The following is a 20,368-nucleotide window of genomic DNA, read 5'->3' as shown; positions in this document are numbered from 1 at the left end:
ACCTTTTGTCGAATTTATATTCATCACAACTAAATTCACAGAAAGGAGAAAACCCCATGCAACCGAATTTAAAACAATTATCTCTTACTGATATTTACACAGATCTTGATGAGTACTTTCATCAAGATAAACCAAAGCTGATACGTCTTTTTGACCAATATATCGATTTATCTGAATTAATTCCTCAAAGCTTCTTTAATCACTATTATGCCTCAACTGGCCACCCTAGAAATTATAAGCTTTCATCTATGATAACGGCTTTAATTATAAAAATGATACTCTCTATCGCCGATATATCTTTGTTAATTAATATACTAAATTTTTCATCAGAACTTAAAACATTATGTGGTTTTTCCAGAGTACCAAATGCATCCCAATTTTCAAGACTAAAAATCGACTTCGAGGATGATTTCCTTGTGTTTTTTAATAATCTGGTTGAAATCACTGAACCTATATGCCGGAGGCTACGACCCGATCTTGCCGCAATTCTTGTAGTTGATACTACAGGTATTGAGGGTTATGTTAAAGAAAACAACCCTAAAGCCTTTGACTCAGTTATGAGAAATACTAGGAAGTTTTCTAAGAACATTCCTAATTTCAATGCTCATAGCTACGCTTGTTCTCAGATGCCTAAGGAATCTTTTTCTAATAAAGACATTAAACTATCTTATATCAATGGTCACTATTGTTACTCAAGAAAAGTCGCTTTAGTCACCAACGGTCTCGGTATTATAAGGCATATTGATTTCTATAACAGTGATAATTCTATTAATATAGCTGACGCTAAATCTGGAGCTGAACATAAAGATAATTACGATGCCAAAAGCCTTATTCCGGTCCTTAATAATTTCTTCAATTATCATCCTGATTTTAAATATAAATATTTTTTAGGTGATGCTGGCTTTGACGCCATTGATAACTATAAGTATCTTTATAAAAATCATTCCATGATTCCTATAATTCCACTAAACCCAAGAAGAACTAAGGATATAGGCAAAATAAAACTTAATGAAAATGGTATTCCAACCTGTCCAAATGATAATTCTTTACAGATAAAATTTGATGGTTCCTCAAAAGAAAAAGGAAGACCATTAAGGCTAAAATGGCTCTGTCCAAGATCCAAGAAGGCAGTTATAAATGGCAAAACAACGTATATTCTATCCTGTGAAAAACCTTGTACCACATCACCTTGTGGTAGAATGCATCATACTACTGTTAATGATAATTACAGACTAAATACTATTATCCCAAGAGGATCAGATAAATGGATTCGTCTTTATAAAATAAGAACCATAATTGAAAGAACGAACTTCATGGTCAAATTTCCTATGTGTCTTGGATATACAAAATTAAGAAATACTGTTTCTCTTAAAGTTGAAGTAATTCTCGCTGCAATAATGCAACAAATTGTAATTTTAATTGCTGATAAACTTGATAAAAAAACTCACCTTTTATCTGTAAAATCTTTAATAGCATAATCATTTTTTGTAATCAGATTAGCGCTTATTAAGTTCGCTATAAATCAGGAGATTCTTAATCCATTATCTGTCTAATTTTTTTGAAGAGTTTTGCAATCAACTATAATGTTTTATATGTACTTAAATAATTCCTTTTGTACTTTAAAAATTTATTTTCTTTCTTCTCATTCCCACATTCAACACAATTCCTAGTGTTATAAAGCTTGTTAAAAGTGAACTTCCACCATAACTCATAAATGGCAATGTTATTCCTGTTATAGGCATAAGACCCATGGTCATTCCAATATTTTGCATTATTGAAAACAGCAAATTCGAAATAAATCCAACACATACTACAGTTCCAAAAATATCTTTAGACTCTTTTGCAATTCCTATTAAACGATATATAATTATACCATATAATAGTATTAATATTAGTGCACCAATAAGACCCCATTCTTCAGATAAAACAGCAAAAATAAAATCTGTATGATTTTCCGGAACAGAACTAAATTGCACGCCTTTTCCAAAACCTCTACCAAATATTCCTCCCGAACCTATAGCAATCTGTGATTGAATTAGCTGGAGCCCAGACCCAAGTGAATTTTTAGTAGGATCCAAAAAAGATGTAAGTCTTACTTTCCAATAACTTTGCATGATTGGTGAATTCCATATACCTACAACTAATAATAAAACTGAAGTTATCCCACCGATTATTACTTTATAATTGAGCCCTATGCAGTAGAATATTCCTAGTACTATAAAAAAGCTTACCATCGTCATTCCCATATCTGGTTGAATAACAATTAAAATCATTGGCACTGCTGCATAAAACATTAACTCGAATAAATTTCTAGGGTTATTTATTTTTCCTTCCATTTCATCTAATTTTTTGGCAAGCATTAATATCATACCAATTTTAGCAAATTCAGAAGGTTGTAATCCCACACTACCAATTCTTATCCAAGAATTCGCACCATTTGTAGTAGACCCAAAAGCCTGATTAATTATTAGTAATATAACACCAGCCCAATATATTATAACAGCATAATTTTCTATTAGCATATAATCAAATACCAAGAAAAGATATGCCATAATAAGACCTAATATAAAAAATATTATTTGTAATCTAATGTAGTAAGTTCCATAATCCTTGCTCGTTGCACTATAAATATTTATACAACCAAAAGCTACAATACAAATTGAAAGTATAATTGTACAATAGTCCAATTCTCTTAATAGCTTTTTGTTTAATTTTAGGCTTTGTAAAATTTTCATACTTTAACCTACCCTCCGTATCAAATATGATTATATCATATAAAAAGCAAATAGCTATGCATAAGTCATTAATTATGCATAGCTATTTGCCAACTTATCTTTTTATTTTTTTAATAGGTATATTTGCGATTAGTGCTGGTGAATTTCCTTCATATTCTTCAGTTGTTGTTAATCTAACTTCAATATCACCAGTTTCAATTTCAGCATATTTAGAAATCACCTTAAGTATATCAGCTTTAATCATTTCTAAAAAATCCGGTGATATGTCTGCTCTATCGTGTATTAAAATAAGCTTTAACCTGTCACTCGCAATGTCCTTTGAGAAAATTTTATTAGAAAAGATTTTAAATAAATTCATTAACGTCCCCTCCATTATTTATACTCCTTTAAATATCCTTTTTATAGATGCAAAAAATCCAGTGCCTATTGCTGATGACCCATCTAATGAAGCATAAGGTACTTCTTCGCCCAATATTCTTTTAGCAATGTTTTTGAAAGCTATACCAGCCAGTGACTTATCATCAAGCACTATTGGTTCACCTTTATTCGTTGAAATTGTAACCTTCCTATCATCTGGAACAACTCCGATTAATTTGATAGCCAAACATTCTATAATATCATCTACAGATAACATATCACCATTTTTTGTCATTTCATAATTCATTCTATTTATTATAACTTCATGCTTATCAATGCCTTTAGAATCTAATTTTCCTATTACCCTGTCTGCATCTCTAACAGATGTAAGTTCTGGGTTAACTACTACAATAGCTCTATCAGCGCCTACAATAGCATTTTCAAACCCTTGTTCAATACCTGCAGGACAATCTATAATAACATAATCAAAGTCTGCTTTTAATTCATTTACTACTAGAAGCATATCCTTTATATTAATATCATTTTTGTCTCTTGTTTGAGCCGTTGGCAGTAAAAATAGATTACTAAATCTTTTATCTTTTATTAGGGCTTGCTTTAATCTACATCTTTTTTCAATAACATCTACTAAAGTGAAGACCACTCTGTTCTCAAGTCCCATTAAAACATCAAGATTTCGAAGTCCTGTGTCCCCATCAATAACCACTACTTTCTTGTCCATAGATGCAATTGCCGTTCCTATATTTGCTGTGGTTGTTGTTTTACCTACACCACCCTTACCGGATGTTATAACTATAGATTCTCCCATGTGCATTACCCCCATTATATATATTTATTATCTAAATATGGCTCTACAATGATATTACCATTTTTAATTTTCGCCACCTCAGGATATTGAGGTTTGATTTCATCTTCTGGTGATCTCGTAATAATATTTCCAATTTGTAATATTTGAGGTTCCAACTTAAATGCAGCAATTATAGCCTTTTCATTGCCATTAGTACCCGCATGCACAGCTCCCCTTAAAGTACCAAATACAATTATATTTCCTGCTGCATATATTTCAGCTCCCGGATTCACATCTCCAATTATAACAACATTACCTGGATAATTTATACTTTGTCCACTTCTAATAGTTTTTCTCAAAAACTTGGTTCTCCCCTCATAAATACCAGTAAATACTTTGGTTGTGGAATCTCCTTGTTCCTGAAAAATACAATCGCTAATTAAAAATTCATCAAATAATATTTCCTTTAATTTTCTAATTTCTCTATCATTTATGTATTTAAGTTCAGTAGTAATTTTCAAAGTGCTACCTTTGTAAAATTTTCTCCCTTGCATAAGCTTATCAACTAAAGACTCCAACATATCATCAAAATCGCTGAAATGATTCATATTTATAACTACATTTAATCCCTCTTTATTTCCTTTAATAATTATTTTATCTGTAATCATAATTTTAACCTCCTAGCTCTCCTCTGGGTTGAAAAGCAATTACTAATTGTTTTGCTCCATAATTGAACTTAAGGAACATAAAAATAAATAACAAACATCTAATAATAGTACAATTAACTATTATTAAATTGAATGTGACTACGCTACTATTTCAACATATTAGTATTAAATTCCTGCTTTATTTCGATATTTTTTTTATTTTAGTCAAATGCTATCAATTAAATAAACTCTGACAAATAAATTTATCAGAGTTTATTTGGAGTTTTAGATTTTAAAATTTCCATTCTGTCTTCATGTACTCATTTTGAGAAAGTTTGTATACAAATTTATACATAAAAATAGAAACTATTAAATTATATACCCCACTATAAAAAATCACTCCTAAATTTGTATATTGTTTTACTGATAGCAATAAACAAAATACTATTAACCCTTTTACTATACTTAACACAAAGGATGATATTATTGGCAAAAATGATTTTTCAACAAATATATTTTTACCTATGTTTGTAGCTATAATACACATAAGCATGTTGCTTAGCATATTAATACCAAACCCATTAAAAAAATACACATCTTGCAATGCGCCAGTAACAATTCCTATCACTACCGCCTCTTTTGAATCACTAACAATTGAATAACAAAGTGCAAAAGTAAATAATAAGCTTGGATATACTCCATTAATCTTAAGTAAAGGCATCAAAGTATTATCTAATATTAGGAATAAAATACATAAAAATACTACAGTTAATATTTTCTTCATAATACAGCTCCTAATATTTTATTTCCCTTGGATTTTTTGGTATAACAATAAAAACTTCTTCAATCTTAGAAAAATCAACATAAGGTTGTACTATAGCACTTTTCATTACTTCACCTTTATCCTCATGAACACTAAGTACCTTTCCTATTTGAATTCCAGCAGGATATATTCCTCCAAGACCTGACGTTTCTATCACATCACCTTTTTTTACACCAGAATCTAAAGAAAGACGATCTATTTCTGCAAGAGGTTTATTGTTTTTGTCTGTGTATCCTTTAACAATACCATTGTTATCTCTTGTTCTGTGAACAAGGGCAGCAACTGCAATATTTTTATTAGATAAGCTTTGCACAATAGACCAATTATTACCAACAGAAGTAACTTGACCTACTAAGCCTTCCCCAGTCATAGCAATCATTCCTTTTTTTATGCCCTTATCTTCTCCTTCGCTGATTATAAATCCGTCTGTAAAACTATTTCCACTTATTCCAATTATGTCAGCTCCTACATAATTATATTGATCCTTTAGTTCTGAAAACTTAAACATGCTTCTTAATCTTTCATTTTCTTTTATTGATGCGCTATATTCCAGAGCTTTGCTCTGATATTTACTATTACTTTTTCGAAGTTCTTCATTTTGCGTCTTAACCTTTGAGACATTTGTTATAAACTGAAATGAACTACTTATTTTGTATAAACTATCATAAAATAAACCTTGTACTGAATTTATTGTTACACCCACACCATTCTCCACAAAAGACATTTTTCCTCGATTTGCACTATATCCTATTAAAGATAAAAAGGTAACTGACAATATTATAACAACTACTGTCAGTTTATTTTTTTTCATATTTATCCTCTTTTACTCATGACATCTATATTATCGAGAGCTTTACCTGCTCCTATTGCAACACAATCAAGTGGATTTTCAGATATGTGTACAGGCATATGTGTTTCCTGGTTTATTAGTGCATCTATTCCTTTTATTAAAGCACCACCTCCAGTTAACATAATACCTTTCTCCATTATATCTGATGCAAGTTCTGGTGGGGTTTTCTCGAGTGTCGTTATTATAGCTTCAATTATTGATTGAATTGGTTCACTTAGTGCTTCTCTTACTTGTTTCTGTGTTACCTCTATTACTTTTGGAAGTCCAGTTATTAAATCTCGTCCTGTTATTTCCATACTCATTTCATCATCTTCTTGTTCAAACACTGATCCAAGCTCCATTTTAATATTTTCTGCTGTTCTCTCACCAATCATAAGACTGTACTGTTTTTTAACAAATGCTATTATTGATTGATCAAGTTCATCACCTGCTACTCTTAGAGACTTGCATGTTACAATACCACCTAATGAAATTATTGCAACCTCAGTAGTTCCACCACCTATATCCACTATCATACTACCTGTTGGCTCATTTACAGGTAGCCCAGCTCCAATAGCAGCCGCCATTGGTTCTTCCATTAGGTATGCCTCACGTGCTCCTGCCCTTTTAGACGCTTCCTCTATTGCTCTCTTTTCAACCTCAGTTACTCCAGATGGAAATCCAACTACAATTCTTGGACTTGTGAATCCTTTGGGACTAACTTTATTTATAAAGTGCCTAAGCATCTTCTCTGTTATATTAAAATCTGCAATTACTCCATCTTTCATAGGACGAATTGCAACAATATTTCCTGGAGTTCTACCTATCATCTGTTTAGCCTCTTCACCAACAGCTAAAACCTTATTAGTATTTATATTTATAGCTACAACCGAAGGTTCTCTTAGTACAATTCCTTTCCCCTTCAAATAAATTAATGTGTTTGCTGTTCCTAAATCTATTCCCATATCGTGAGACGTTCCAAATATTCCCATTATAATTTCTCCTCTCATATCTAAAGCATTCCTTTTTCTTTTAAACTAGTATAAATTCCATTACCAATAATTATATGATCAAGTACTTCTATTCCTAATAATTTACCACATTCTTTAAGTCTTATAGTAATGCTTATGTCTTCCTTGCTTGGAGTTGGATCCCCCGACGGATGATTGTGACAAATAATCACAGAAGCACTGCATTTTCTAATAGCTTCGTAAAATACTTCTCTTGGATGAACTATTGAGGTATTCAAATTACCAATTGAGATATCTTTTATACTTATAATTACGTTCTTAGTATTTAACATAATTAACTTAAGATATTCTTTTTTTAAATATCTCATTTCCTCCATAAGATACTCTGCAACATCTTTGGGAGAAGTAATTTTGTACTCTTCTCCAGATTTAAAACTTCTAAACCGTTTTGAAATTTCTATAAGTGCTAAAAGTTGTGTTGCTTTGGCGTTTCCAATCCCTTTTAAATTCATAAATTCCTCAGCACTTGAACTGAAAAGTCCATTTAATCCACCGCACTCAGAAATTATTCTGTTACAAAGTATTATAATATTTTCATTTTTTGATCCTACCCTAAGTATTATAGCTAATAGTTCATTGTTAGATAAAGTTTCAGCACCATATCTTAACAATTTCTCCCTAGGTCTTTCATTTTGTGGCAAATCCATAATCTTGTAGGTCATACCTATAAACAACTCCTTTACAGATTGACCCCCATCTCCCTTAGCATATAATATACTTTGTTTACCGGTAACCCCACAACACTATAGTAGCAGCCTTTTATCTCTTCAACGAATCTAGACGCTGCTCCTTGTATTGCATAAGCTCCAGCCATGCCAATTGGTTCTCCTGTTTCTATGTAATCATTTATTTCACTCAAAGAAAGTTTTGAAAATTTTACTTGTGTGCAAACACATTCAGTCTTAATTTCTTGTGTCTGCGTGTTAACTATTGCAATGCCTGTATATACCTCATGTGTATTACCACTTAAATCACTAAGCATTTGAAAAGCTTCAAGATTGTTTTTAGGCTTACCAAACACTTTACCTTTAAAATAAACAATAGTATCGCATCCTATTATAATAGCAGGTTTTTTAACGCTACTACAAATAGTCATAGCCTTTCCCTTTGCTAATGTCATAACATAGTTTCCACAATTTCCAGTAAAAGATACTTTGCTCTCTTCGAAATCACTAACCAATATTTTAAAATCACTGGTTATTTTCTTTAAAAGTTCAGATCTACGCTCCGAGGCAGAAGCTAGAATAATCTCCACTATATCACTCCTAATACTTTCTATATAATATTATTGCCAAAACTATGCCTATAATAGACATAATGTTAATATTAAAATTTATACCGAAAGTTATTGCAAATACTTTAAAATCCATAAGCATAGGTTTACTCATACCTATTGTGTAAGTACTCTTTAAAAAATCGAGTGCATTCATGTTATTTCCTAATAGTTCGCCTATAAAACTTCCAGAAATTGCTCCTAACATTATAAAAAATATAAAAGATGTATTTTTTCTTTCTGCACTTTTCAAATTGTACCTCCCACATTACTTATATATCTTATACATTTTAACATTTAATAAATTCATGCACAAGTGTATAAAAATATTATTCAAAAAAAGTTAATAATTAATTTTACTTGCAAAGTATGGCATTTACTAATAATTTTCTATAAAAATGCAAGTAGGCTCGTATTCCTACTTGCATTTTTTATTTTTTTCTATGTTATATACTCAATTATAAAGATTTCGTTCTATTGTAATCCTTAACAAATTAAAATATCTATGTTTTTGAAATTTGTTTTATAAATTTATAAATATATACATATCCTGCCTCTGTTTTTTCTTTTTTTAATTCTTGTGGTAAAGCATTTAAATATGCTTTTATTTGTTTAAGATTACCATAGCTGTTGCTTTTTTGTTCTGCTCCTTTAAGTGAAACCATCCATTTTTTTAATTCTACAGTCTGAATTGCTTTTGTGTTTTTTTCTGAAAGTTTATTTAATATTTTAATATCTGCACTTATCATTTCATTAGTTTGTGCACTAGTTAAATCCTTACCAACCAACTGAAAATTTATTTTAGCATAAGCTATTTTTTTTGCCTTAAGTTGTTTAACCACACTATCAGTACCCTCTTTAGGATATACCCCCAGTAAAACTCTATTTAACTTACCATCCTCAATAATAAATGGTACGCCAAGATCTTTTAAACTATCTTTTAATAACAACGCACTCGCTTTTGTACTAAAAACACCACACTGTATTGCTACATAATTCTTAATATTGCTTGTAGAAACCGCTTTAGTATCTATGGTGCTGGCTTTGTTTAATTTTATATCTTTTTTTAAACTTACTTTCGTAGCTTTATCATTTGCAATGGCATTTGCATTATTTTTAGGTAACAGTTTAGAAAACATAGTACCCAAAGCAATAGCTGCTATTAATGTTAATGTAATAACAATTATAAAATTATTTTTTTTCTTAGGTGCTTTATAATTATATCTAGTATATTTCACTTTAACATCCCCTAACTTAATAATCCCTATTTAAAATATTATTATAAAAACTCTGATTTTAGAATAAGAAAGAAAAATATTTCTTGCACATATGCATTAATTATTTATGCTTAGTCGCCCTTCAATAAAAAAATCCGACAATTAATGTCTGATTTAGTTATTGAAGATTATTTTTTCTAAAATTAATATGTTTTTATTTTCATTTTTTGTTTTTAAAAAGTTTTTTGTTTTTCTAATTATTTCAAAGTTATTGCTCGTCCATAATTTTATCATATCCAAATTATTAGAAGAAACAAGAGTATAAAAATTGCTTATTCCATAATTATTATATAAATGTTTTAAAAATTCATTGATGATTTTGTTTGATATTTCATTATTGTAAAATTTAACATCTATTAGATAACACATAATCCAAACTTCATTTGGATTTTTAAATTCTATTCTACCTTTTATAATACCAATAAGCTCATTACCACATAATATTTTCAGAAAATATTCTCCTTCGCTAACATAATACTCTAAATATCTTTCATAAAACTCCTTAACCCCATAATTTAACTCATCCTCTGTGCTAAAAACTTTTTGATTGCCAATCCATTCTTTAACATTACAAATATCTTCTTTTTCTAAATTCATAATTCTTATATTATCGAAATCTATATCAATATTAAACATATCTACACCTCTTTATATTTACATGGCTTTAATTTTTTCTCCTATTTAATTTCTCCTATTTAATATTTAAATTCTACGTTGCTTTAAAATTTCCTTCAATAAATATTATATATATTATTATGTATACTTAAAAATACCTATTAACTAAAAATAACCCTATATATTTTATAGGGTTATACCTTAAATAATTTTTATATTTGTTTATGTTAGTTACAAATTATTTTTATTCGTCCCTGTACATAAGTGTCACTTTAACAATTCTTCTAATTATATCCTTCGCTTCTACATATGGTATACCGCATCTTGTCATACGACTAACTATAGCCGGATTATACCTCTCAATTCTTCTTACAATATCCTCCGTAGCATTGTGTTGTGGCCTAGGTGGTATAGGCAAACCAGGTCTACCATACTGTTCTTGTAGTGATTCTTCCTGCTGAGCTTTGTCTAATTCTCTAAATCCATCATATTCAGCTATGTCACTATCCATCCCTTCCATAGGATTAAATCCATTCATGAACATGTCTTCATTAAATTGACTCATTCCCATCCAAGGGTTCATTCTTTCATCTTGGCTCATTCCCATTGAATTCATTCTTGTGTTAGGATTCATATCCTGCATAAATCCCATTGGAACTCCCATATTTTGATTGAATTCCATGTTTGGCATCATATTCATTGGGCTGTTTCCATACATCATTGGTTCAAGTGGAACCATTTCATAATCTTCTTGCAAATCTATATCTACAATACTTCTTCCCTCTTGGTTCATAATTGCCTCCTTATTCTGATATTACTAATACATTACCAATTTATGCTAAAGAATGTATTTTGATACTAAATTTCATGAATTTATATAAAAATAATAAATAAATATATTAATATAACATACATTACTTATTTAAATAATGTTAAATCATCTCCTGGGTCGCTGCAACATCTCTGAAAGAGATGCATTAACGACTTCAGAAGGAAATTTAACTCCCACTGAAGTTTTATTTTTACTAGGATAGGTAACTCCCACTTATAGACGTGGGAGACTTTCCTTCTGAAATGTCGTTAAAGTAACTTTATAATTTATTACTAATAAAAAGAAATGCAAAGAAGATGTGAATACATCCTCTTTGCATTTCTTTACTTTAAACCTCTTACAGGTTTTCTCATGTTACTATCTCCATTTATAGTCACAGGGTTATTTTCTTTGCTTTTAGATTGTTTTTTCTGTTTTTCATTAAGATTTTCTTTTTCATTTTTCATAATTTACACCTCTTTCAGAAGTTAGTTTTTCCTTATTTATTTCAAATATTCATTAAATCATCTCCTGGGTCGCTGCAATATTAACAACTTTGGAAGCAGATTTAGACTGCCACTTATAGAAGATGGTAGACTTGAAGCTTCCAAAATGTTGTTAAACACAAAATTTATATTTACAAAATAAAAAGAGAAGTGAAATATTTCTATCTCACTTCTCTTTTTGATTTAATCAATTCCTTATTGTTTTTATTATCAAATTCTCCAGTTGTTTCTTCTCCCAAAGATATTTTCTACTTAAATATACTCTACTTATTTACCTATTTTCCCACAAAAATCACTACATTTAATGTCAAATACCGGAACACTATATTTTCTTTTAGCTTTACATACACATTTTTCACATTTAACTTCACTATCATCATTCATAGATTTCTCTATATCAAATTTTTTATTATAGTTTTCACATTGTTTTGTCTTACATATAAAAGTATATGTCATATATATCTCCCTTTCTAACTCCTAATAATTATCACTTTCTATAAATTACATACGGTGCCTTATAGCTCCCTATATACAATTGCTCATATATAGAAATTACTTCTTATTAATATTTTTTTATACTAACATTATATAATGTTCATTTTAACACTCGTATCGGCTCTCTTGCAACTTTACTTCTATCTTCTTGCACATATATCTTCTTTCAAAAAAGAACAACACGTCTACTTGTCTTTACTCCAAATAGACGTGTTGTAAGTTTTGGCACTTCTTCTTTGAATAAAAAAAGTACCAACACCTACAGAGTGCTGATACTACTTAGTTTAACATGGTGCGACAGACGGGACTTGAACCCGTATGGTCTCCCACACGTCCCTTAAACGTGCGCGTCTGCCATTCCGCCACTATCGCAAATATTATTGTCTTATAATAAGGATTAACATCGTAGTCACACGTTCTTGCAATCCTTTTGACTACGATGTTAATTATATATCACATTAAAACAAGTTGTCAAGATTTTTATCTGTTTTTAGTTGAATTTAAAAATAACTAATTAATTATTTTACATTAGATAATTTTAATCCTTCACCATATAATTTTAAATAGATATTGTAATTTGTCTTTACTTTTTTTACATACTTATCTGTTTCCTTAAAAGGAATACTAATTAATGTTTTTCCATCACTAGAATATTCGGGATTCTTAAGCCATTTTTGAACGTTTCCACGTCCGCCATTATATGCTGCAAGCTCTAATTCTATATCTCCACTAAATTCATTATTTAAATTATTCAAATACCAACATCCCATAGCAATGTTAATTTCGTTATCATATAATTTTTCAACATTAAAATTTTTTAATTTCATATTTATAGCAATCCATTGTGCTGTATCAGGCATTATCTGCATAAGCCCATAAGCCCCTCTATGTGACACAGCACTTCCATCAAAATTACTTTCTGCCCTAATTACAGCAGCAACCAAACAAGGATCAACATTGTAACGTTGTGAGTATTTAATAATCAAATTTTCATTTTTTAAAGGATAAAAGGTTTTAAAAATACTTTTTATATTGATTAATATAATAACTAAACAAATTAGACTTAAAATTTTTATAATTTTTTTAACCTTCATAACTTCACTTTTAACCTTTCGAGCTGGGTAAGAATTAGGTTTAATTGCATTTCTGTATTGATAATACTTCCTCCATTATCAATAATATAATCTGCATATTTTTTTTTCTCATTCATTGGCATTTGAGCTCTTATTCTATCCATTATTTGATCTGTTTTTAAACCATCACGAGATGCAACTCTTTGTATTTGAATATCACTATCTACCCATACTAAAATAGTTACATCCATACTTGTATGTAACTTATTCTCTATTAAAGTAGGTGCATCCAGAAAACACAATTTTAAGTTTTTGTCCTCACATATTTTTATTTTGCTAATTATTTCTTTTCTTATAAAAGGCATAATTATACTTTCAAGTTTTTTTCTACGTTTATCACTCTTGAATATATAGTTTCCAAGTATTTTTCTATTTAGTTCACCATATTCGTCAAAAAACTCATATCCGAATTTTTCTTTAATTTCACTATTTATCTCAGGGTATATTATGAAAACCTCCCTAGAGACAATGTCTGCATCAATAATGTGATAACCTTTTTCACTAAGCATATTAGTTACAGTACTTTTTCCACTACCGATGCCACCTGTTATTCCTACCTTTAGCATTTTCTTCTCCCCTACTTTTTTATAGTTAAAATCTAAGAATATAGCTTTATAGGTTTAACCACTAGCTTTTCCTTATTACTTAGCCTCGTACCAAGTATCCCCTGTACTTATTTCAACTTCTAAAGGCACTAATAGTTTAACAACATTTTCCATTTGGTCTTTAACTAAAATTTCAACTTGCTTAAGTTCATCCTTATATACATTTAATATTAATTCATCATGAACTTGAAGAATTAAAGTACTTTTTAATCCTTCTTCCTTTAATTTATCAAATACATTTATCATAGCAAGTTTTATAATATCTGCTGCGCTTCCTTGTATAGGTGTATTCATAGCAAGCCTTACTCCAGCAGCTTTTACCATTTTGTTTGAAGAGTTTATTTCAGGTATAAATCTACGTCGATTAAGTATTGTTGTAACACTATTATTTTCTTCAGCTTCAACAACTATATCCTTCATATATTTTTTAACATTAGGATATCTCTCAAAATAAGTTTCTATATAGTTTTTAGCGTCTTTCCTTGATATGTTTAAATCTTTTGCTAAACTAAATTCACCAATACCATAGACTATCCCAAAGTTTACAGCCTTTGCATTACTTCTCATAAGTTTTGTAACTTCAGCCATTGGTACATTAAATACCTCAGATGCTGTTTTAGTATGGATGTCACTATGTGCAATGAATGCTTCAATTAAATTTGTATCACCTGCAATATGAGCAAGTACCCTAAGCTCTATCTGTGAGTAATCCGCAGATAATATAACGCACTGATCGTTGTGTGGTATAAACGCTCGCCTTATAGCTCTACCCATTTCATGTCTTATTGGTATATTTTGCAGATTAGGCTCTGTACTTGATAATCTTCCTGTTGTTGTAACTGTTTGCGTAAAGTTTGAATGTATTCTACCATCTGTATCAATAACTGCTTGTAGCCCTTCAATATATGTTGAAAAAATCTTTGTTAGTTGTCTATACCTAGTTATTTCTACAATAATAGGATGTTTATCTGATAATGCCTCTAATACCTCTGCATTGGTTGAATATCCTGTTTTTGTTTTCTTTATAACAGGTAAATCCAATTTTTCAAATAATATCTTACCTAATTGTTTAGGAGATTTTATATTAAATTCTTCTCCGGATAAATCAAAAATAGTTTTTTCTAAGTTGGCTATCTCTGCAGCAAACTTTACACCAAGTTTCTCTAAATTATCTCTGTCTATTGTAAACCCTTCAGCTTCCATATATGATATAGCCTCTGTTAATGGTTGTTCCACAGTATATAAAAGTTTTTCCATTCTATACTCTTCAATTTTCTTTTTTAGTATCACATAAAGACCTTTTAATAATGCTACTTTATTAATTTCTTTTGCATGACCTTCACCTTGGATACTGATTCTAAGATTAATATCCATAAGAGTTTCTAGACTATACTCTTTTTTAGCTGAATCAAGCAGATAAGCAGCAAGTTCAGTATCAAATTTTACTCCTTGCAATTTAATTCCTTTTTTATTAAGAGCAGTGTAAGCATTTTTTACAGCATGGCTTACCTTTTTAATTTCTGTACTTTCAAGTATAATTTTTAAATATTTTATAGCTTTCTCTTCATCTTCATTAAATAAATCAGTAATCTTAATCAAATAGTTTTTTTCATTGTAATTAAGGTATATGTTATTTATACTAATTTTAGTAAATATATTTGTGTTTTCTATATCAAAAATTATATAAATAGTATCTTTTATTTGACGTGTGATCTCTTCAAGTTGAATTATCTTATCTATTACATCAAATTCAGCAGAAAAAGTTTCCTCAACTGTATCTTCATTATCTTGTATTCTGCTTATTAAAGATTTAAATTGTAATTTATAAAATAAATCTTTTACAGCACGTATATCAAAATTTTCTTTGGACTTAATAGATTCTAAATCTATCTCCATAGGAACACATGTAATAATAGTAGCTAATTTCTTGCTAAAAATAGCCTGTTCACTATAAGTTGTTAGATTCTCCACAAGTTTTTTGCCACTGATTTTTTCAAGATTCATTAGAATGTTTTCTATACTCTTATACTCTTTTATAAGCTTGTAAGCAGTTTTTTGACCTACTCCTGGCACACCTGGAATATTATCAGATGAATCACCCATTAGCCCCTTTACATCTATAAATTCTGTAGGAGTTACTCCATATTCTTCTATCATTCTATTTCTATCATATATTTCTTTTTCTGACATTCCTTTTTTATTTATTACAACTTTAACATTATCTGTTGCAAGCTGAAGTGCATCTCTATCTCCTGTTATTATAAAAACTTCAAGTCCTTCTTTTTCTGCAAACACAGATAATGTTCCCATTAAATCGTCAGCCTCAAAACCATCTAGTTCATATATATCTATAGCCATTTTCTTTAAAAGTTCTCTAACTAGAGCAAATTGTCCTTGTAGCTCATCAGGCATTTTTTTTCTACCTGCCTTATAATCTTTATATTCTTCATGACGGAAAGTAGGTGCTCGCCTATCAAATGTTGTAACAATATAATCTGGCTTAAACTCTTCCTTCATCTTTAAAAGCATCGTTGTAAAACCATAAACTGCATTAGTGTATATTCCATCAGAGTTTGTTAGAGCTGGTAATGCATAAAAAGCTCTATACATAAGACTATGACCATCTAAAATTAATAGCCTTTCCTTAGACATTCTAATCCCTTCTTTCTACTATGTTTATAACCTAAAATATTGCGCTATATTCTATTTTATAATATACTTCATAAATAAAAATATCAAATTCATAACCCAGTATATTCCTTATACTATGGTTTTAAGGGTTTCTTTACTAGCTTCCCCTCCATTTAGAAATTTTAACATATTATATTCTTAACTTCCAGTTGAATTTATCTGACTTTTGTATTTAAAAAATTATTTCATATATATTATACCAATAATGTGCCCTAAAACTAGCAAACTTCCTCTAGAATCCTATAAAAGAATAAATATTTTTCCAATACAACCCGATTTCAAGAAATAATCTTGCTTAATAAAGCAAGTAATGTGCATAAAATTTATATATTGCTATTGCAATAATTATTTATATATGGTAAAATATTTTTTGTCAGACATGCCGAAGTGGTGGAACTGGCAGACGCGCTGGACTCAAAATCCAGTGGTAGCAATACCGTGCGGGTTCGATTCCCGCCTCCGGCACCAGTTATAGCAAAAGCCTTAGTAAATTATAGATAATTTACTAAGGCTTTTTTATTTTCTTCCAAAAATCTTCTAAAAATCTTCTAAAAATCTTCTAAAAATATTGATTCAAAATCACCATTAACTATTTCAAAGAACTTATGACTTAAATATGAAGTATCTAATGTTCTTCCATCTTCCCAACAACAAACATCAATCATTTAACAACTGTTATGGTCGTTTTGGGTACGAAATGTTCCATTACTACATAGTATATAACAGTGTTAACATAATTATATGGGAGGCAATTTTATAATGGCAGATAAAAATTTAGTTTGTATTAATTGTGGTAAAGAATTCACATTTACCGAAGGTGAACAAGAATTCTACAAAGAAAAAGGATTCGAAAATGAACCTAAAAGATGCGCTGATTGCAGAAAAGCAAGAAAAATACAAAGAAGCAAATAGCAGGTAATTTTTTTATTACTAGCTCCATGGGATTAGGCCCATGGAGCTTATTTTCTATAATAACCCTATATGTAAGGGAATATATAAAGATGCGCGTAGTTAAATTGGATTAAATTTAAGTTTTGTTTTCAAGGAATCTAGAACCTTTTGAATATGTTATGAATATTCTGTCGTATCGTATTCTTTAATTGTTTGATATTGTATATTAGTTTTTCTTTTCTTATTTTAGCCTAGTGAAATTGCTAGGTTTTTTTGTTCTATTCTGGTAAACAAAAAAATCGTACACCTTAATATATAACATTACTAAAATAATTAAATCTGAACAGCAAAATTTATCAACCCTACATAGGGTAATTGATTTGAGAATTGAATCATGAAAAAAGCAGTAAAATATTGCAAGTGATAATCTATAATTAGAGATTGAAAAGTAAATATGTAATTAGATACATTAGAAAGTAAGATGATGATGTGATGTCAGAAATGCCATTTTAAATATAAGATTATAGTTTAAGGTAAAAAGTTTAAAACAGAAGAAACAAGAATTTTTATTGCTTTTATTACTAATGATTTAAGAAGGATTTATTATTTGTTTTTTGGATTACCACTTTTATAAAACAAATTATTGCTATAATTATTATTAATAAAACAATTATAGTTGATGACATTGAGTAAGAACCTAATTTAGATATTTGGCTACCTAAAAATGCGTAAGAAATGGTGGCTGGTAAAATGCCTATGCCCGTAGAAATTAAAAATGGTATTAGCTTCATACTACTTAAGCCTGCTAAATAACTTAAAAGATCAAGTGGAACAAAAGGAAGTAACCTATCCATCAATATAACCTTGAATCCATGTTTATTATTTATTTCATCAACTTTTTCCCATAGATTTTCGCTATGGACAATTTTTTTCACAAATACTTCTCCTAGGAATCTAGCTAAATAAAAAGAAACAGTCCCTTCCATCATAGTACCAACCCAAGATATAATTATCCCCCAAAACATTCCAAAAATAGTTCCATTTGCTCCAATTATCAAAAATGATGGAATAAGATATACTACAGAATGGAGTATCATTAAGAGAATACTTAATAGCGGAGCAGCCCATCCCCAAGACCTAATCAATGATACTATATGTTCAACAGACCTATTGTTTAGAGCACTAATTATATTGTTTAGAGCACTAATTATATTTTTGAAATCTAATATAAAAACAACTATTAAGAATACAAATAATGAAATTAAATAAATAGTATGCTTTTTACTTAACCGCTTAAACACCATTGAACTATCCCCCAAAGTTATATTCTTTTAAATATAATAACTTAATTTAACATGTTACTATATTTAATCACTTTGTAAATTCTTATGGTACCTGATAAAAATATAATAGCAATGATAATTTTCTTAAATCACAATAATATGTTACTAATGTTTCTATTTTTAGATTGTTTTTTCTCAATATTGTTTGCTTTAGTAATCAAATTTAATTTTTTAAACGCTTTATTATAAAACCATATTGCATTTAGGAGAAGTAAACTACTTGTAATAAAAAACACATATTTAATCCCCAAATGTGCTGCTATTTGTCCTCCAAAAACAGAACCACCAAAGCTTCCTAAGTAAAATGCAGACATATTAAATCCAAAGACCCTTCCGGCAATGGCATCTGGAGTTACCTTTTTAAGTAATGAATTAATTGATGGAATTAATCCAGCAGTTGCAAATCCAAGTAGAAAACGTAGTCCCATTAGCTGCCATGGGTTTTTCACAAAAGCTTGAGGTATAAATATAATTCCCGCCACAATAAGAGCTATAAGCATAACCTTTTGTGGTCCAATCTTATCAGACAATTTTCCAAGTCTAGGAGCAGCTATTACACTTGAGAGTCCAGCTGCTGAAAATACCATACCAGAAATGAGTGCAATATGTGATGCATTATTTGATAACTGAGATATATATACAGTTATTATAGGCTCAATAGAAAAATAGGCTAGTTGTAACACAAATGAAGTTACAAACATAGTTATAATAAGGCTAGAATCAGGTAATTGCCGCCATACTTCTTTGGTGCTTAAAACCTTTTTTTCTTCTGGTACGAATGTCTCTTTAACAAACAACAAAGTTGCAATGAATGCAACAAATGTTAGTATCCCAGTTAAAAAGAATGTAAATTGTAATCCTAAAATTTCATCCAAAGATCCACCAATTAGGGGCCCAAGTAGAGAACCAGAAACAGATGCAGTTGAAAGCACACCCAGCGCCCATCCTACATGTCTTTTTTCTGTCTGAGTTGCTACAAGAGTAATACACGCTGTACAATAACCGCTTATCACTCCCTGAAGCATTCTTAATCCTATCAGTTGATATACATTTTGAGCCAGTCCCATACTTCCGACTACAATAGACATCCCAAGACTTGCGCGTAAAAGCATAGGTTTTCTCCCAATTTTGTCTGCTGCATAACCCCATATTGGTGAAAAGATTGCTGATAAAATATATGTTACTCCAAAAACAATTCCTGATATTTGCTCTATTTCTGCTGTATTATATATTCCTAACTGTTTTATGTAAAGGGGCATAATAGGGGCTATTTGACTAATGCCTACCATTGTAACAAATGTTCCAAACCAACAAACAATTAAATTTCTTTTCCAAATTTTCATAAATATATCTATTCCTTCTAGTTTATTTTATGGTAATAAAATTAATGTTATGATTATCCCACAAAAAGCTTGTAATTACTTCCAAACGTAGTAATTATGATATAATAATATCAAAATCAGTACGTAGAGGAGGATTACTATGTTTTGCAAAAATAACG

General features: G+C 29.7%; 22 protein-coding genes and 2 tRNA genes. 3 read left to right on the top strand and 21 right to left on the bottom strand.

Annotation, left to right across the window (positions count from 1 at the left end; all coding sequences use genetic code 11):
• Nucleotides 1-56 precede the first annotated feature (56 nt).
• Nucleotides 57-1,478: a transposase gene (locus tag KPL38_RS09250; protein WP_216288851.1), complete on the top strand. Its 1,422-nt coding sequence runs from the start codon at nt 57-59 to the stop codon at nt 1,476-1,478.
• A gap of 141 nt (nt 1,479-1,619) precedes the next feature.
• On the opposite strand, the gene rodA is transcribed toward KPL38_RS09250, so the two are convergent.
• The 19 genes from rodA to polA all read right to left on the bottom strand — a co-directional run bounded on the left by rodA (nt 1,620) and on the right by polA (nt 16,594).
• Nucleotides 1,620-2,729 (bottom strand): rod shape-determining protein RodA, encoded by a 1,110-nt coding sequence (gene rodA, locus KPL38_RS09245; RefSeq protein WP_376769031.1) that lies wholly within the window; start codon nt 2,727-2,729, stop codon nt 1,620-1,622.
• Between the two features lie 100 nt (nt 2,730-2,829).
• Entirely contained in the window at nt 2,830-3,093 is a 264-nt protein-coding gene (gene minE, locus KPL38_RS09240) for a cell division topological specificity factor MinE (protein WP_216288849.1), read from the bottom strand.
• Between the two features lie 18 nt (nt 3,094-3,111).
• Nucleotides 3,112-3,918 (bottom strand): septum site-determining protein MinD, encoded by an 807-nt coding sequence (minD, locus tag KPL38_RS09235; protein WP_216288848.1) that lies wholly within the window; start codon nt 3,916-3,918, stop codon nt 3,112-3,114.
• 14 nt (nt 3,919-3,932) lie between these two features.
• Entirely contained in the window at nt 3,933-4,565 is a 633-nt protein-coding gene (minC, locus tag KPL38_RS09230; RefSeq protein ID WP_216288847.1) for a septum site-determining protein MinC, read from the bottom strand.
• A gap of 271 nt (nt 4,566-4,836) precedes the next feature.
• A complete protein-coding gene (mreD, locus tag KPL38_RS09225) occupies nt 4,837-5,328 on the bottom strand; it encodes a rod shape-determining protein MreD (RefSeq protein WP_216288846.1) in 492 nt (163 codons plus the stop codon).
• A 10-nt stretch (nt 5,329-5,338) separates the two neighbouring features.
• Entirely contained in the window at nt 5,339-6,184 is an 846-nt protein-coding gene (mreC, locus tag KPL38_RS09220) for a rod shape-determining protein MreC (protein WP_216288870.1), read from the bottom strand.
• Entirely contained in the window at nt 6,181-7,188 is a 1,008-nt protein-coding gene (locus tag KPL38_RS09215; protein ID WP_216288845.1) for a rod shape-determining protein, read from the bottom strand. Before KPL38_RS09215 ends, mreC begins: the two co-directional genes overlap by 4 nt.
• Nucleotides 7,189-7,208: 20 nt before the next feature.
• Nucleotides 7,209-7,889 carry a RadC family protein gene (gene radC, locus KPL38_RS09210; protein WP_216288844.1) on the bottom strand — a complete coding sequence of 227 codons (681 nt, stop codon included), beginning with the start codon at nt 7,887-7,889 and terminating at the stop codon, nt 7,209-7,211.
• 17 nt (nt 7,890-7,906) lie between these two features.
• Complete coding sequence (locus KPL38_RS09205; protein ID WP_216288869.1) at nt 7,907-8,485, bottom strand: Maf-like protein; 579 nt, start codon at nt 8,483-8,485, stop codon at nt 7,907-7,909.
• A gap of 7 nt (nt 8,486-8,492) precedes the next feature.
• Nucleotides 8,493-8,753, bottom strand: coding sequence for a DUF4321 domain-containing protein (locus tag KPL38_RS09200; protein ID WP_376769030.1), 261 nt, complete (start codon nt 8,751-8,753; stop codon nt 8,493-8,495).
• A gap of 250 nt (nt 8,754-9,003) precedes the next feature.
• Nucleotides 9,004-9,738: an SPOR domain-containing protein gene (locus tag KPL38_RS09195; RefSeq protein ID WP_216288843.1), complete on the bottom strand. Its 735-nt coding sequence runs from the start codon at nt 9,736-9,738 to the stop codon at nt 9,004-9,006.
• Nucleotides 9,739-9,891: 153 nt separating this feature from the next.
• Nucleotides 9,892-10,413, bottom strand: a complete 522-nt coding sequence (locus KPL38_RS09190; RefSeq protein ID WP_216288842.1) for a GNAT family N-acetyltransferase — start codon at nt 10,411-10,413, stop codon at nt 9,892-9,894.
• 223 nt (nt 10,414-10,636) lie between these two features.
• A complete protein-coding gene (locus tag KPL38_RS09185) occupies nt 10,637-11,185 on the bottom strand; it encodes a hypothetical protein (RefSeq protein ID WP_216288841.1) in 549 nt (182 codons plus the stop codon).
• A 362-nt stretch (nt 11,186-11,547) separates the two neighbouring features.
• Nucleotides 11,548-11,670, bottom strand: a complete 123-nt coding sequence (locus tag KPL38_RS20030) for a hypothetical protein (protein ID WP_281419344.1) — start codon at nt 11,668-11,670, stop codon at nt 11,548-11,550.
• A gap of 306 nt (nt 11,671-11,976) precedes the next feature.
• Nucleotides 11,977-12,165: a hypothetical protein gene (locus tag KPL38_RS09180; protein ID WP_216288840.1), complete on the bottom strand. Its 189-nt coding sequence runs from the start codon at nt 12,163-12,165 to the stop codon at nt 11,977-11,979.
• Between the two features lie 329 nt (nt 12,166-12,494).
• Nucleotides 12,495-12,576 (bottom strand) — tRNA-Leu (locus KPL38_RS09175).
• A 146-nt stretch (nt 12,577-12,722) separates the two neighbouring features.
• On the bottom strand, nt 12,723-13,298 hold the full coding sequence (locus tag KPL38_RS09170; protein WP_216288839.1) for a lytic transglycosylase domain-containing protein: 576 nt from the start codon (nt 13,296-13,298) through the stop codon (nt 12,723-12,725).
• Nucleotides 13,295-13,903, bottom strand: a complete 609-nt coding sequence (gene coaE, locus KPL38_RS09165; RefSeq protein ID WP_216288838.1) for a dephospho-CoA kinase — start codon at nt 13,901-13,903, stop codon at nt 13,295-13,297. Before coaE ends, KPL38_RS09170 begins: the two co-directional genes overlap by 4 nt.
• Before the next feature lie 75 nt (nt 13,904-13,978).
• Nucleotides 13,979-16,594 (bottom strand): DNA polymerase I, encoded by a 2,616-nt coding sequence (gene polA / locus KPL38_RS09160; protein WP_216288837.1) that lies wholly within the window; start codon nt 16,592-16,594, stop codon nt 13,979-13,981.
• A 420-nt stretch (nt 16,595-17,014) separates the two neighbouring features.
• Between polA and KPL38_RS09155 the strand changes: the two genes are divergently transcribed.
• Together KPL38_RS09155 and KPL38_RS09150 are read left to right on the top strand one after the other, a co-directional pair.
• Nucleotides 17,015-17,101, top strand: a tRNA-Leu gene (locus KPL38_RS09155).
• Between the two features lie 291 nt (nt 17,102-17,392).
• Nucleotides 17,393-17,545, top strand: a complete 153-nt coding sequence (locus KPL38_RS09150; protein ID WP_216288836.1) for a zinc-ribbon domain-containing protein — start codon at nt 17,393-17,395, stop codon at nt 17,543-17,545.
• A gap of 560 nt (nt 17,546-18,105) precedes the next feature.
• Here the strand turns inward: KPL38_RS09150 and KPL38_RS09145 are convergent.
• Nucleotides 18,106-18,828, bottom strand: coding sequence for a TVP38/TMEM64 family protein (locus tag KPL38_RS09145; RefSeq protein ID WP_216288835.1), 723 nt, complete (start codon nt 18,826-18,828; stop codon nt 18,106-18,108).
• A gap of 128 nt (nt 18,829-18,956) precedes the next feature.
• Nucleotides 18,957-20,210, bottom strand: a complete 1,254-nt coding sequence (locus KPL38_RS09140) for a multidrug efflux MFS transporter (protein ID WP_216288834.1) — start codon at nt 20,208-20,210, stop codon at nt 18,957-18,959.
• Nucleotides 20,211-20,368: the final 158 nt, after the last annotated feature.

The organism is Clostridium psychrophilum (assembly GCF_018861705.1).
GTDB lineage: Bacteria > Bacillota > Clostridia > Clostridiales > Clostridiaceae > Clostridium_AD > Clostridium_AD psychrophilum.
This window is presented reverse-complemented; position numbering and strand designations above follow the sequence as displayed.

Bases quoted from the DNA above. Each gene is read 5' to 3' on its own strand.
- KPL38_RS09250 (WP_216288851.1), top strand. From the start codon at position 57: ATGCAACCGAATTTAAAACAATTATCTCTTACTGATATTTACACAGAT.
- minE (WP_216288849.1), bottom strand. From the start codon at position 3,093: ATGAATTTATTTAAAATCTTTTCTAATAAAATTTTCTCAAAGGACATT.
- minD (WP_216288848.1), bottom strand. From the start codon at position 3,918: ATGGGAGAATCTATAGTTATAACATCCGGTAAGGGTGGTGTAGGTAAA.
- minC (WP_216288847.1), bottom strand. From the start codon at position 4,565: ATGATTACAGATAAAATAATTATTAAAGGAAATAAAGAGGGATTAAAT.
- mreD (WP_216288846.1), bottom strand. From the start codon at position 5,328: ATGAAGAAAATATTAACTGTAGTATTTTTATGTATTTTATTCCTAATA.
- KPL38_RS09215 (WP_216288845.1), bottom strand. From the start codon at position 7,188: ATGGGAATATTTGGAACGTCTCACGATATGGGAATAGATTTAGGAACA.
- radC (WP_216288844.1), bottom strand. From the start codon at position 7,889: ATGACCTACAAGATTATGGATTTGCCACAAAATGAAAGACCTAGGGAG.
- KPL38_RS09190 (WP_216288842.1), bottom strand. From the start codon at position 10,413: ATGTTTAATATTGATATAGATTTCGATAATATAAGAATTATGAATTTA.
- KPL38_RS09185 (WP_216288841.1), bottom strand. From the start codon at position 11,185: ATGAACCAAGAGGGAAGAAGTATTGTAGATATAGATTTGCAAGAAGAT.
- KPL38_RS20030 (WP_281419344.1), bottom strand. From the start codon at position 11,670: ATGAAAAATGAAAAAGAAAATCTTAATGAAAAACAGAAAAAACAATCT.
- KPL38_RS09180 (WP_216288840.1), bottom strand. From the start codon at position 12,165: ATGACATATACTTTTATATGTAAGACAAAACAATGTGAAAACTATAAT.
- KPL38_RS09170 (WP_216288839.1), bottom strand. From the start codon at position 13,298: ATGAAGGTTAAAAAAATTATAAAAATTTTAAGTCTAATTTGTTTAGTT.
- coaE (WP_216288838.1), bottom strand. From the start codon at position 13,903: ATGCTAAAGGTAGGAATAACAGGTGGCATCGGTAGTGGAAAAAGTACT.
- polA (WP_216288837.1), bottom strand. From the start codon at position 16,594: ATGTCTAAGGAAAGGCTATTAATTTTAGATGGTCATAGTCTTATGTAT.
- KPL38_RS09150 (WP_216288836.1), top strand. From the start codon at position 17,393: ATGGCAGATAAAAATTTAGTTTGTATTAATTGTGGTAAAGAATTCACA.
- KPL38_RS09145 (WP_216288835.1), bottom strand. From the start codon at position 18,828: ATGGTGTTTAAGCGGTTAAGTAAAAAGCATACTATTTATTTAATTTCA.
- KPL38_RS09140 (WP_216288834.1), bottom strand. From the start codon at position 20,210: ATGAAAATTTGGAAAAGAAATTTAATTGTTTGTTGGTTTGGAACATTT.